Here is a 12,938-nt window from a genome sequence, read left to right as displayed (position 1 = left end):
GACCGCCGAGGATTGCCGTATAGAAACCATTGACAAGACTTCCAGGAGCCTGCAAAATTCGCGGCTCACCTGCCCAGGTGGCGGAATTGGTAGACGCACTAGCTTCAGGTGCTAGCGGGGGCAACTTCGTGGAGGTTCGAGTCCTCTTCTGGGCACCAGTTTAAAAAGACCTCCGAGCAATCGGGGGTCTTCTGGTTTCTGGGGTTCGAACATGCAGTGCTCTGCACTCGATTGCCGCGCCAAGCCCTTGCCGGGAGCCCGGCCCCCGGCTCGGCCGTTCGGCGTTGGAACTGCAGACCAGGCCATGCCCGGCCGTACCTGAGACGCAGAAGGCCCGGCTTGAGCCGGTTGGCCGTTACCAGCTCCATGCAGGAATGCGGGCCCGCGCAATGCTAAAAATCAAGCGCGACTGTCGGCCCGCACGATGCAGCGGCGCGCGGGCGGCCGCACTGCACCACTTACCAGCCGCGCTCGCCTTTCCATGAACACCCCGGCGTGCCGCCCCCGTTACGGCGCAGCGGTAATCCCCGCGTCGCGCAGCGCCTGCGCCCAGATGCGGTAGCCGGACTCGCTGGGATGTGTGCCATCGGGCATCAACGCGTCGGGCAGCGTGCCGTCGGGCTGCAGCATCTTCGGGCCGATATCGACCAACTGCACCGCTGGATCCTTGGCATAGCGCGCAACCAGCAGTCGGTTTGTCTCGGCGATCGGCGCGCGCCGCGCATCGTCGGCGTTGCGGCCACGCGGCATGATCGCCATCAGGATCAGCTTGCTGTTGGGCAAGCGGCGACGCAGCTCGGCGACCACCGCCTCCACGCCCTGGGCAGTCTCGGCCGGGGTGCTGGCGCGCGACTGGGCGGTGCCGGTGAGATTGTTGGTGCCGATATGCAACACCACCCATTGCGGATCCAGGCCGTCGAGTTCGCCCTGGCGGATGCGCCACAGCACATTTTGCGTGCGATCCCAGCCGAAGCCCAGATTCAGCACCGGTCGCGTGCCATACAGCCATTGCCACGATTCCGGGCCACTGACACGGGTGGCCTGCGGCGGCCCGGACCAGAAATGGGTGATCGAGTCGCCGATCATCACCACCTCCGGCTTCAGGCTGCGCGCAACGGCTAGCGCCGCGTGGTGGCGTGCGTACCAGTCGTAGGAATCCTGCTCCAGCCAGTCGACCGGCATCAGCGAGGTCGCCGCGTCACGACCGAGTTCGGCCACCGGCTTGACCGGTGGCTCGCCCAGCAGCCGCGCCAGCGTGGGCTCGATCGCTTCGGCCAGCATGCGCTGCCCCCGCGTGTCTGGATGCAAGGCACCGGCCGCCGGACGGAACCGGGTGTCGTAAAACAGCTCGGTGCGCAGCTTGCCGTCGCACTGGAAAACCGAGCTCACATCCAGATAGGTCACGCGCGGATTGTCGCCGTAACGCACGGCCAGGCCCTGATTGATCTGTACATCGCGACGCGATTTTTCGCTGGAGAGATCGCTGGGCAACACGCTCAGCAGGAGGATGTGCGTGCGCGGCAGCTTCTGTTCGATCGTCGCGACCACCGCATCGATACCCAGTTGGGTCTGTTCGGCAGTTTGACTGAGATGGCCGGTGTTGTTGGTGCCGATCAGCACCAGCGCGACCTTCGGCTGCAGCCCGTCGACTTCGCCATTGGCCAGCCGCCACAGCACGTTTTCGGTGCCGTCGCCACTGAAACCCAGATTGAGCGCACCGCGGCTGCCGTAGAAGGTTTGCCAGGTCGGTTGGAAGTCTTCGTCCGGCGCCTTGGCTTTTTCGTAGTTTTGAGTGATCGAATCGCCGATCAGCAGCAACTTGGTATCCGGGTGCTGCTTGACCTGTTCCAGCACCTGCGCATGCCGCTGCGCCCACCAGGACTCGCGCAGACGATCGGTTGGCACGATCGAAGGCGGCGTCTGCGCACCTGCCGTGGCGCAGACCAGCAATAGCGCGCAGCACACCAGCGCGGGCGCGACGGCAGACAGCAAAGGACGGGAAAGCACAGCGTGCAACGACCGGAACATGCGCGCACCAGCAGCGGGAAGAAGCGGCGATTGTGGTCCGCGGGCGCAGCGAACGACAAGCGTGCCCATGCAGCGCCCGTGCTCAGGCGCTGCGCGATAGCGAATGTGTGCGGGCGGCTCGGCGGCTCACGCAAGGCAACTGCATCCAGGCCACGCGCGCCAGCCGGTGCAGGAGCATGCCTGCGCGCGATGTGGACTGATCGACAACGCTTCGTCGCACGCGGGCACGCTCCTACCAAGCGATACCTGGCGATCGAGTACACACCGACGCCGGAGCGGTCACCACGGATTTCGGGAGCACCTTTGTGGATCTGGGCGATCGTGGCATCGCGGAGAGCGCTCCAGCGTTGCCACGTGTAGCGGCAGCGCTGGAGTGCGGTCGACCTCAGCGCAGGCCGGTCTCGCCGCGCGCAATCACCAGGCGTTGGATTTCCGAGGTGCCCTCGTAGATTTCGGTAATTTTGGCATCGCGGAGAGCGCTCCAGCGTTGCCGCGTAGCGGCAGCGCTGGAGCGCGGTCGACCTCAGCGCAGGCCGGTCTCGCCGCGCGCGATCACCAAGCGCTGGATCTCCGAGGTGCCCTCGTAGATTTCGGTGATCTTGGCGTCGCGGAGAGCGCTCCAGCGTTGCCGCGCGTAGCGGCAGCGCTGGAGCGCGGTCGACCTCAGCGCAGGCCGGTCTCGCCACGCGCGATCACCAGGCGCTGGATTTCCGAGGTGCCCTCGTAGATTTCGGTGATCTTGGCGTCGCGGAGAGCGCTCCAGCGTTGCCGCGCGTAGCGTCAGCGCTGGAGCGCGGTCGACCTCAGCGCAGGCCGGTCTCGCCGCGCGCGATCACCAGGCGCTGGATCTCCGAGGTGCCCTCGTAGATTTCGGTGATCTTGGCGTCGCGGAAGTAGCGCTCCAGCGGCATTTCTTTCGAATACCCCATGCCGCCATGAATTTGCACGGCCTGATGGGTGATCCACATCGCCGCCTCGGATGCGGTTAGCTTGGCCACGGCCGCTTCGGTACCGAACTTCTGCCCCTGCCCTTTCAACCACGCCGCGCGCAACGTCAGCAGCAGCGCTGCATCCAGCTTGCACTTCATGTCGGCGATCTTGGCCTGGGTCATCTGGAACGTGCCGATGGCCGCGCCAAATGCCTTGCGTTCCTTCACGTAGGCCAGCGTGGCCTCATACGCCGCGCGTGCAATCCCGACCGCCTGCGACGCAATGCCGATGCGCCCGGCATCCAGCACGCTCATCGCAGTCTTGAAGCCCTCGCCTTCTACGCCCAGCACGTCGTCGGGCTGCGCAACGTAATCGGCAAACTCGATTTCGCAAGTGGCCGAGGCGCGGATGCCGAGCTTGGGTTCGGTCTTGCCGCGGTGAAAACCGGCGCGGTCGGTGTCGACCATGAAGGCGGTGATGCCGCGCGAGCCCTTGTCCGGCTCGGTTACCGCAAATAAAACGATGTACTTGGCGACCGGGCCGGAGGTGATCCAGCTCTTCTTGCCATTGATGACGAAGCTGCCATCGGCCTGCTTGACCGCGCGGCAGCGCATTGCCGAGGCATCCGAGCCGGACTGCGGCTCGGTCAGCGCGAAGGCACCGATGTGGGTGCCTTCGGCAATCGCGCGCACATAGAGCTGCTTCTGCGCTTCGCTGCCGTTCTTCAAAATGCCGGTGCAAAACAGCGAATTGTTGACCGAGACGATGGTGGAATGCGCGCCGTCGGCCGCGGCGATTTCGATCATCGCCAACGCGTAACTGATCGGGTCCATGCCGGCGCCGCCGCAGTCGACCGGCACCTCGATGCCCATCAGGCCGTTTTCGCCCAGCAGGCGGATATTTTCCAGCGGGAACTCGCCGCTACGGTCGAAGTGCTCGGCGCTGGGCGCGATCTTTTCCTGGGCGATGCGGCGCGCCACATCCTGGATCATCAATTGTTCTTCGGTAAAGCTGAAATCCACGTCGCACCCCTTCAGGCCTGAGCTGAGCCCCATTGTAGCGCCAACCATTCGCATGCGTATGTAGTTGACCGCACCTGCCGCCGGACCGAAAATATCTCCATATCGCGATATAGAGATATTCATGGATCTGGAAGACTGGTCGGCCCGCCTGAAGGTGTTTGCCGACGCCACCCGAGTGCGCCTGCTGGCCTTGCTGGAGCAGGAAGAACTCACCGTGGCCGAGCTGTCGGCCATCACCCGCCTGGCGCAGCCGCGGGTGTCCACGCACCTGGCCAAACTCAAGGAAGCCGGGCTGGTCCGCGACCGCCGCGCCGGGGTGTCGGCGTATTACCGCTTCGACGAAGTGTCGCTGGACCCGGCCCAGCGGGCGCTCTGGCTGGCGCTGAGCACAGGCAGCGACGATCCGTTATTGCGCCAGGATGCCGAGCGCGTGGCCGCCGTGCTGGCCAACCGTGCCGCGGACCAGAACTGGGCCGATTCGGTGGCTGGCGACATGGAACGGCATTACTCGCCCGGACGCACCTGGGAAGCGCTGGCGCGCACCGCCCTGCCCCTGCTGGAAACCGGCGACGTACTCGATATCGCTTCCGGCGACGGCGTGCTGGCCGAGCTGGTGGCACCGCATGCCACCCGCTACATCTGCATCGACACCAGCGCGCGCGTGGTTGCGGCCGCCAGCGAGCGCCTGCGCAAACTCCGCAATGTGGAAGTGCGCGAAGGCGACATGCATGCGCTGCCATTCCCCGATGCCAGCTTCGACCTGGTGGTGCTGATGCATGCGCTGACCTATGCGGCCAAACCGGCGCAGGCGGTGGCCGAATCGGCGCGCGTGCTGCGCCCGGGCGGCCGCCTGCTGCTGTGCAGCCTGGCCAAGCACGAACACCGCGCCGCGGTGCATGCGTACGGTCACGTCAATCTGGGGTTTGCTGCCAAGGAGTTGCGCAAGTTCGTCGAAAAAGCCGGGCTGGACGTGTCCAGCCTGGAGACGGTGACGCGCGAAAAACGACCGCCGCATTTCGAGGTGATCTCGCTGATTGCGGTGAAGCCGGGAATTGGGAGTCGGGAATCGGGAATCGTCGAAAGCAGCACCACTGCCTCACGGAGCATCGCATCATGACGCCTGCAGCACTCCACTCCCCCCTTGTGCACGCGCTGCCCTGGTTGCACCCCGAGCGCGCGGCCAAGCTAACTGCCGCGTTGCGCGAGCGCATCCTCATCATCGATGGGGCGATGGGCACCATGATCCAGCGCCACAACCTGCAGGAACCGGATTACCGCGGCACCCGTTTTGCCGACGGCTACGACAGTGCGCACGTGCACGCGCCCGGTTGCGACCACGCACACGTACCGCAGGGCCACGACTTGAAGGGCAACAACGATCTGCTGCTGCTGACCCGGCCGCAGATCATTGCCGGCATTCATCGCGCCTATCTGGATGCAGGTGCCGATCTGCTGGAAACCAATACCTTCAACGCCACGTCGGTGAGCCAGGCCGACTATCACCTGGAACATCTGGTCTACGAGTTGAACAAGGCCGGCGCACAGGTCGCCCGCGCCTGTTGCGACGAAGTGGAGGCGTTGACCCCGCACAAACCGCGCTTTGTGATCGGCGTGCTCGGCCCCACCAGCCGTACCGCCTCCATCAGCCCGGACGTCAACGATCCCGGCTACCGCAACACCAGTTTCGACGCGCTGCGCGAAACCTATCGCGAAGCGATCGAGGGCTTGATCGATGGCGGCGCCGATACCCTGATGGTGGAAACCATCTTCGACACGCTCAATGCCAAGGCTGCGTTGTATGCGATCGAAGAGGTCTTCGAAGCGCGCGGCGGGCGTTTGCCGGTGATGGTCTCCGGCACCATTACCGACGCATCCGGTCGCACCTTGTCCGGACAGACCGCCGAAGCGTTTTATGCCTCCGTCGCGCACGGCCGGCCGTTGTCGATCGGCCTGAATTGCGCGCTCGGCGCCAAGGAGTTGCGCCCGCACGTGGAAACGTTGGCGCAGATCGCCGACGCCTATGTCAGCGCACATCCGAACGCCGGTTTGCCGAATGCCTTCGGCGAATACGACGAGACGCCGGAAGAAATGGCGGCCACGCTACGCGAATTCGCACAGGCCGGCCTGCTCAACCTGGTCGGCGGCTGCTGCGGTACCTCGCCCGACCATATCCGCGCCATCGCCGAAGCGGTCGCCGATCTTCCACCGCGCCAATTGCCCGGCACGCAGGAGTTGGCGGCGTGATGCGGCAAGTGAGCCCTCATCCGCCCTTCGGGCACCTTCTCCCGCTGGCGGGAGAAGGACAGCGCAGCGCTTGGGCTGCCACGAGGAAGCGCCATGCGCAGTACACACCCTGTCCTTCGCTGGAGGGAGAAGGGATCCGCATTGCTCGGCTTGCCACAAGGATGCTCCGAGCGCAGCGCACTGCCCTTCTCCCGCCTTCGGGAGAAGGTGGCGCGCAGCGCCGGATGAGGGCCGCATTCCATCGCGCCGCATCGTTCGGCCATGCGCACCACCCCACCAAGACCGTCCGCGCCGTCACCGTCCAGCAGAGCCTTGCATGAGCACTCCCCGCTACACCCGCCTGTCCGGCCTTGAGCCGCTGGTCATTACGCCAGACCTGTTGTTCGTCAACGTCGGCGAGCGCACCAACGTCACCGGCAGCGCGCAGTTCCGCAAGCTGATCAAGGAGGAGCGCTACGAGGAAGCAGTGGAGGTCGCGCGTCAGCAGGTGGACAGCGGTGCGCAGATCCTCGACGTCAACATGGACGAAGGCCTGATCGATTCGGAGAAGGCGATGACGCGCTTTCTCAACCTGATCATGTCCGAGCCGGATATCGCGCGCATTCCGGTGATGGTGGATTCGTCCAAGTGGAGCGTCATCGAAGCGGGATTGAAGTGCCTGCAAGGCAAGAGCGTGGTCAACTCCATTTCGCTCAAGGAAGGCGAGCCAGTGTTCATCGAACACGCCCGCAAGGTGTTGCGCTACGGTGCCGCAGCGGTAGTGATGGCCTTCGACGAACAAGGCCAGGCCGACACCTGTGCGCGCAAGGTCGAGATCTGCACGCGCGCCTACACGCTGCTGACCGAGCAGGTAGGCTTTCCGCCGGAAGACATCATCTTCGACCCAAACATCTTTGCCGTGGCCACCGGCATCGAAGAGCACGACAACTACGCGGTGGACTTTATCGAAGCCACCCGCATCATCAAGGACACGCTGCCGCACTGCCATGTCTCCGGCGGTGTTTCCAACGTCTCGTTCTCGTTCCGCGGCAACGAAACCGTGCGCCAGGCGATCCACTCGGTGTTCCTGCTCCATGCGATCAAGGCCGGCATGGACATGGGCATCGTCAACGCCGGCGGCATGCCGATCTACGACGAGCTGGATCCGGAACTGCGCGAACGCGTGGAGGACGTGATCCTCAACCGACGCCGCGACGGCACCGAACGCCTGCTGGAAATCGCCGAGCGCTACAAGGGCACCAAGGGGGCGGCGAAAGTCGAAGACCTGGCCTGGCGCGACAAGCCGGTGCGCGCGCGCCTGGCGCATGCGCTGGTGCACGGCATCGACGCATTCGTGGAAACCGACACCGAAGAAGCGCGCCAGCATTCCACACGCCCTCTGGAAGTGATCGAAGGCCCGCTGATGGACGGCATGAACGTGGTGGGCGATTTGTTCGGCGCCGGCAAGATGTTTTTGCCGCAGGTGGTCAAGTCCGCGCGCGTGATGAAAAAGGCGGTGGCCTATCTGCTGCCCTTCATCGAAGCGGAAAAACTGCGCACCGGCGATGTCGGCAAGTCCAACGGCAAGATCATCATGGCCACCGTCAAAGGCGACGTGCACGACATCGGCAAGAACATCGTCGGCGTGGTGTTGGCCTGCAACAACTTCGATGTGGTGGATCTGGGCGTGATGGTCTCGGCGCAGGTGATCCTGGATCGCGCACGCGAAGAAAACGCGGATCTGATCGGGCTGTCCGGCCTCATCACGCCATCTCTGGAAGAAATGTCGCACGTGGCGCGCGAGATGCAGCGGCAGGGCTTCGAGATTCCGTTGTTGATCGGCGGCGCAACGACCTCGCGCGCGCACACCGCGCTGAAGATCGACCCGCACTACAGCGCACCCACCGTGTGGGTGAAGGACGCCTCGCGTGCCGTGGGCGTGGCGCAATCGTTGATCTCGCGCGACCTGCGCCAGGCCTTCGTCGCCGCCAACGATGCCGATTACGCGGAAATCCGTGCACGCCACCGTAACCGCGGCGATGCCAAGCGCCTGGTGTCGCTCGAAAAAGCCCGTGCGCAGCGCTTCGATGGCGATTGGGACACTTACACCCCACCGGCCCCACGCCAGCCAGGCATCCGCGTATTCGGCGACTACCCGTTGCAGGAGCTGATCGAACTCATCGACTGGACGCCGTTCTTCCAGGCATGGGAACTGGCCGGCAAGTTCCCTGCGATTCTCAGCGACGACATCGTCGGCACCCAGGCCAGCGAGCTGTATCGCGACGCGCGCCGCATGCTCAAGCGCATCGTCGAAGAGAAGTGGCTGACGGCCAAGGCCGTGTTCGGGCTGTGGCCGGCAAATAGCGTCGGAGATGATGTCGAGGTGGTCCTGACGGACCACCGGGATTCGGAAGTGGAGATTGGAGATTGGCAGCGGCAGAGCCAATCCCGAATTTCCACTCCCCAATCCCGGCAACTCCTGCACTTCTTGCGCCAACAAGTCGACAAGCCCATCGACCGCCCCGACTTCTGCCTGGCCGATTTCATCGCTCCAAAGAGCAGCGGCAAGCAGGACTGGATCGGCGCCTTCGCGGTGACCGCCGGCATCGGTATCGATGCACATGTGGCGCGCTTCGAAGCCGCGCACGACGACTACAACTCCATCCTGCTCAAGGCGTTGGCCGACCGTCTGGCAGAGGCGCTGGCCGAACGCCTGCATCAACGCGTGCGCACCGAGTTCTGGGGTTACGTCCAGGACGAAGCACTGGACAACGAAGCCTTGATCGCCGAGCGCTATCGCGGCATACGCCCTGCGCCCGGCTACCCGGCCTGCCCCGAACACAGCGAAAAACGCACCTTGTTCGATCTGCTCGATGCCGAGCGCAACGCCGATATGTCGCTGACCGAAAGCTTCGCGATGCTGCCCACTGCCGCGGTCTGCGGTTATTACTTCAGCCACCCCAAGAGCCAGTACTTCGTGGTCGGGCGACTGGGCAAGGAACAGGTGGCCGATTACGCAAAGCGCAAGGGCATCACGCTGGCATTGGCCGAGCGTTGGCTGGCATCGAACCTGGATTACGACCCGGAGTAAGGGGCATCTGCAGACCGCAGATATCGTAGGAGCGCAGCCGGGCGCGACGAGGCTTCACAGGTAAAAGGCCATCGCGCCGGGCTGCGCTCCTACGCGGCAACGCCACCGCATTGCGCGGCGGCGCCTGGATCAGGCCAGCATCAAGCAGCCGGCCGCAACACGTTCAAGACTTCGTAGCACGCGCCCATGGTGTGGTAATCGGTCTTACCCGCCGGGCTTTTCTCATCGCTGTACTTGCGGTTGTCCGCATCCAGGATGCGATACCACGCGCCATACCGATGGTCGACCATGTGCGCCCACGAATAGGCCCATAGCTTGTCGTACCACTGCCAGTAGCGATCGTCGCCACTGCGCTGCGCCAGCAACGCAGCGGCGGCCAACGACTCGGCCTGCACCCAGAAATACTTGTCGTCGTCGCAGACGTTGCCGTCAGGGTCGAACCCGTAATACAGCCCACCGCGCTGCGCGTCCCATGAGCGCGCTACTGCTACATCGAACAGATGCTGCGCAGTGGGCAGCAACCAATCGGCTGGCGCATAGCGATCCAGCAGCATCAGCAGCTTGGCCCATTCGGTCTGATGGCCGGGCTGAAAACCCCAGGGGCGGAACAGGTGCTTGGGATTGTCGCGGTTGTAATCCCAGTCGATATTCCACTGCAGGTCGTAATGCTCCCACACCAACCCATCGGCCTTGGCTGCCTGGCGAAGGGTCATGTTCTCCGCGAGCACCAGCGCGCGATCGAGATAACGCTGCTCGCCGCTGGCCTCGTACGCCGCAATCATCGCCTCGCACATATGCATGTTGGCGTTCTGGCCGCGGTAGCTGGTGAAATTGAACTGCGCGTCGGCCTCGTCGCGATACAGCCCGAACTGCGCGTCCCAGAAGTACTTTTCCAGCAGCTGCCAGGTCTCGTCCATCCACGCACGCGCCTCATCGACACCGGCCTTCAAACCACACGCATACGCCAGCAGCACGAAGGCCACGCCATAGCAGTGATTCATGTCGTCTTCGACCACGCCGTCGCGCAGCGTCCACGCATAACCACCGGTTTGCGGGTTGCGATGCACGTTGCGCAGATAATCCAGCCCGTGACGCACCGCCTGCAGGTACGCCGCATCGCCGAACTCGCGGTAGGCCATCGCGTAGTTGAAGACAAAGCGCGTACTGCTGACCAGGTGCCGATGCCCAGCGTCGTAGATCGAACCGTCATTGCGGAAATACTGGAAAAACCCGCCTGCCGGATCGATCGCGCGCGGATGGTAGAACGCCATGGTGTCGGCGATGTGCTGGCGCAAGACGTCAGCCAAACGGAAATCGGGTGCGGGTGTTGCAGGCAAACGGCTCATGATTGTTCCTGGATCAAGGAATGGACTTCATCGATGCTCGGCATTGCCGCGAACGCGCCCTTGCGCGTCACCGCCAGCGCGCCGACCGCGGCAGCAAACCGAATCACCTCATTGACTGCCGCAGGATCGCCGCATAGCTGCTCCAGCGATGCAGCACGCGTTGCCAGCTGATACAGCAGCCCGCCGACGAACGCATCGCCAGCGGCGGTGCTATCGCGCACCTGCACCTGGAACGCCGGCACCTGGCCAGAATCGGTGCGTGTCTGCCAATGCACCCGCCCGCCGCCATCGGTGACCAGCAACCAACTGGCCTTGCCCTGCCACAGCTTTTGCGTGACCGCACTGGCATCGCTGTCGAGCGTTCCCGCCAGATACTCAAGTTCCTCGCGCGACAGCTTGACCACATCGGCCAACGCCAACGCCTCCCATAGCAGCGGCGCCGGGTTCACATCCTGCGGCCACAGCATCGGGCGCAGGTTGAGGTCCAGGCTGACGATGGCGCCATCGGCGCGCGCACGGCGCATGCCGTCGAGCGTGCACTGGGCAATCTCCGGCTCGGTCATGCTGTTGGAGCACACATGCAAGACCGCTGCCTGCTTAAACCCGTCCGCAGCGAAGTGCTCGGGACGGAACAACAAGTCCGCTGCCGGCGGACGGTAGAAACTGAAACTGCGCTCGCCGGCTTCGTCCAGCGCAACGAACGCCAACGCAGTCTTGGCCTGATCGGTGCGCACGATGCCGTCGGTCGCCACGCCGGATTGCTGCAGGCTTTGCAGCAGGAAATCGCCGAATATGTCGCGCCCGAGCATGCCGACAAAATGCGCAGCGCCCCCCAGGCGCGCCACCGCAACGGCGACATTGGCCGGCGCACCGCCGGCATATTGCGCGAAGGTACGCGCCTGGTCCGGTTGGGTCTGCGGTAATGCCAGCATGTCGATCAGCGCTTCGCCGAAACACACCACCTGATGCTTGGTCGCACTCATGCGCGTGCCTCCGCCAGTGCACCGCGCAACCGCGAGCCCCAGATACCGTAGAACACGATGTACAGGTAGCACAGCAACGGCAGCACGAACGACTCATGCAGGCCGATGCCATCGGCGAGCAACCCTTGCAGATACGGCACGATGGCGCCGCCGACGATGGCCATGATCAGCAGGCTCGACGCGCGCCCGGTCAGCGGACCAAGCCGCTCGATGCCCAAGGTGAAGATGGTCGGGAACATGATCGAATTGAACAGGCCGATCGCCACCAGTGCATACACCGCCAACATGCCGCCGCTGGCCATGGTCAGGCCCAGCAACAGCGCATTGATTGCCGCGAACACCGACAACAACACGCGCGGCGACAGCTTGGCCAGCAGCGCCGAGCCGATGAAGCGGCCGATCATCGCCAGCGTCCAGTAGGCCGACACATACTTGGTCGCCTCGCGCTCGGTGAACCCACCGATCTGCGGCAACGAGAAGTAGTTGACCATCAGGCTGCCGATCGCCACTTCTGCGCCCACATAGAAGAAGATCGCCAACACACCGAATCGAACATGCGGGTGTTGCAAGGCATCGAGCAAGGAATGCGTGCTGTCGTCTTTCTGTGCGCTGGCATCGGTCAGCGCCGGCAGACGGAACAAGAACACGAAAACCGCCAGCAAGAACAGCACGATACCCAGCCCGATGTACGGGCCTTGCACAGCCTGCGCTTCCTGCACGCGGTAAGCCAGTTGCTCGGCTTCCGGCAATGCCTTCAGCTGGTCGCCGCTCATCACCGTGTTGGACAGGATCAACCAGCCGCCCAACAGTGGCGCGATGGCGGTGCCGAGCGAATTCAGTGCCTGGGCCAGGGTCAGGCGACTGGAGGCGCTGCGCTCGGGACCCAGCAAGGCGACGTAGGGATTGGCCGCCACCTGCAAGATGGTGATGCCGGTGGCCAGCACGAACAATGCGCCGAGAAATGCGCCGTATACGCGCAATTCCGCCGCCGGCCAGAAACCCAGCGCGCCGACCGCCGCCACCGCCAACCCCGCCACGATGCCCTGCTTATAGCCCAACCGATTCACCAGCCAACCAGCCGGCAGCGACATCAGGAAGTACGCGCCGAAGAAGGTGAACTGCACCAGCATCGCCTGCGCGAAGTTGAGCTCGAACACCGCCTTCAGGTGCGGAATCAGGATGTCGTTGAGGCAGGTCAGAAAGCCCCACATGAAAAAGATCGTGGTGACCACCGACAGCGCGACGCCGTTATTGACAGGCGCCTTGCTGCCGCTAGGCACGGAGGATTGCGTGGAAAGGGAAACCATAGGAGTTG

Annotated in this window: 10 protein-coding genes, 1 tRNA gene and 1 pseudogene; 4 read left to right on the top strand and 8 right to left on the bottom strand. The window is 64.1% G+C overall.

Going from position 1 to position 12,938, the window contains the following annotated elements; translation table 11 throughout:
• Window positions 1-71 precede the first annotated feature (71 nt).
• Window positions 72-158, top strand: a tRNA-Leu gene (locus tag FLG15_RS07640).
• 349 nt (window positions 159-507) lie between these two features.
• On the opposite strand, the gene FLG15_RS07635 is transcribed toward FLG15_RS07640, so the two are convergent.
• The 5 genes and pseudogenes from FLG15_RS07635 to FLG15_RS07615 all read right to left on the bottom strand — a co-directional run bounded on the left by FLG15_RS07635 (window position 508) and on the right by FLG15_RS07615 (window position 4,013).
• Window positions 508-2,028, bottom strand: coding sequence for a platelet-activating factor acetylhydrolase IB subunit (locus tag FLG15_RS07635; RefSeq protein ID WP_170922367.1), 1,521 nt, complete (start codon window positions 2,026-2,028; stop codon window positions 508-510).
• Window positions 2,029-2,413: 385 nt separating this feature from the next.
• Window positions 2,414-2,500 (bottom strand): annotated as a pseudogene (locus tag FLG15_RS07630) (acyl-CoA dehydrogenase family protein); the annotation flags it as partial.
• A 51-nt stretch (window positions 2,501-2,551) separates the two neighbouring features.
• Entirely contained in the window at window positions 2,552-2,617 is a 66-nt protein-coding gene (locus FLG15_RS23370) for a hypothetical protein (RefSeq protein ID WP_233125238.1), read from the bottom strand.
• Window positions 2,618-2,691: 74 nt separating this feature from the next.
• Window positions 2,692-2,757 carry a hypothetical protein gene (locus FLG15_RS23365; RefSeq protein WP_233125238.1) on the bottom strand — a complete coding sequence of 22 codons (66 nt, stop codon included), beginning with the start codon at window positions 2,755-2,757 and terminating at the stop codon, window positions 2,692-2,694.
• A 74-nt stretch (window positions 2,758-2,831) separates the two neighbouring features.
• Window positions 2,832-4,013: an acyl-CoA dehydrogenase family protein gene (locus tag FLG15_RS07615; RefSeq protein ID WP_057677694.1), complete on the bottom strand. Its 1,182-nt coding sequence runs from the start codon at window positions 4,011-4,013 to the stop codon at window positions 2,832-2,834.
• Window positions 4,014-4,101: 88 nt separating this feature from the next.
• On the opposite strand from FLG15_RS07615, the gene FLG15_RS07610 reads away from it, so the two are divergent.
• The 3 genes from FLG15_RS07610 to metH all read left to right on the top strand — a co-directional run bounded on the left by FLG15_RS07610 (window position 4,102) and on the right by metH (window position 9,294).
• Window positions 4,102-5,097 carry an ArsR/SmtB family transcription factor gene (locus FLG15_RS07610; protein ID WP_057685053.1) on the top strand — a complete coding sequence of 332 codons (996 nt, stop codon included), beginning with the start codon at window positions 4,102-4,104 and terminating at the stop codon, window positions 5,095-5,097.
• Window positions 5,094-6,224, top strand: a complete 1,131-nt coding sequence (locus tag FLG15_RS07605; protein WP_150145784.1) for a homocysteine S-methyltransferase family protein — start codon at window positions 5,094-5,096, stop codon at window positions 6,222-6,224. The genes FLG15_RS07610 and FLG15_RS07605 overlap by 4 nt, the downstream gene beginning before the upstream one ends.
• Before the next feature lie 316 nt (window positions 6,225-6,540).
• A complete protein-coding gene (gene metH, locus FLG15_RS07600; RefSeq protein ID WP_057677691.1) occupies window positions 6,541-9,294 on the top strand; it encodes a methionine synthase in 2,754 nt (917 codons plus the stop codon).
• Window positions 9,295-9,434: 140 nt separating this feature from the next.
• Here the strand turns inward: metH and FLG15_RS07595 are convergent, their stop codons facing one another.
• Genes FLG15_RS07595 through fucP form a run of 3 tightly spaced genes read right to left on the bottom strand, consistent with a single transcriptional unit; the run spans window position 9,435 to window position 12,930 of the window.
• Window positions 9,435-10,640, bottom strand: a complete 1,206-nt coding sequence (locus FLG15_RS07595) for an AGE family epimerase/isomerase (protein ID WP_057677690.1) — start codon at window positions 10,638-10,640, stop codon at window positions 9,435-9,437.
• Window positions 10,637-11,623, bottom strand: a complete 987-nt coding sequence (locus FLG15_RS07590; protein ID WP_057677689.1) for a carbohydrate kinase family protein — start codon at window positions 11,621-11,623, stop codon at window positions 10,637-10,639. Before FLG15_RS07590 ends, FLG15_RS07595 begins: the two co-directional genes overlap by 4 nt.
• Window positions 11,620-12,930: an L-fucose:H+ symporter permease gene (fucP, locus tag FLG15_RS07585; RefSeq protein ID WP_033474070.1), complete on the bottom strand. Its 1,311-nt coding sequence runs from the start codon at window positions 12,928-12,930 to the stop codon at window positions 11,620-11,622. Before fucP ends, FLG15_RS07590 begins: the two co-directional genes overlap by 4 nt.
• Window positions 12,931-12,938: the final 8 nt, after the last annotated feature.

This window comes from Xanthomonas phaseoli pv. dieffenbachiae (assembly GCF_008639345.1).
Taxonomy (GTDB): Bacteria; Pseudomonadota; Gammaproteobacteria; order Xanthomonadales; family Xanthomonadaceae; genus Xanthomonas; species Xanthomonas phaseoli.
The sequence above is the reverse complement of the archived record's forward strand: the minus strand, read 5'-3'. Positions and strand labels throughout refer to the sequence as shown.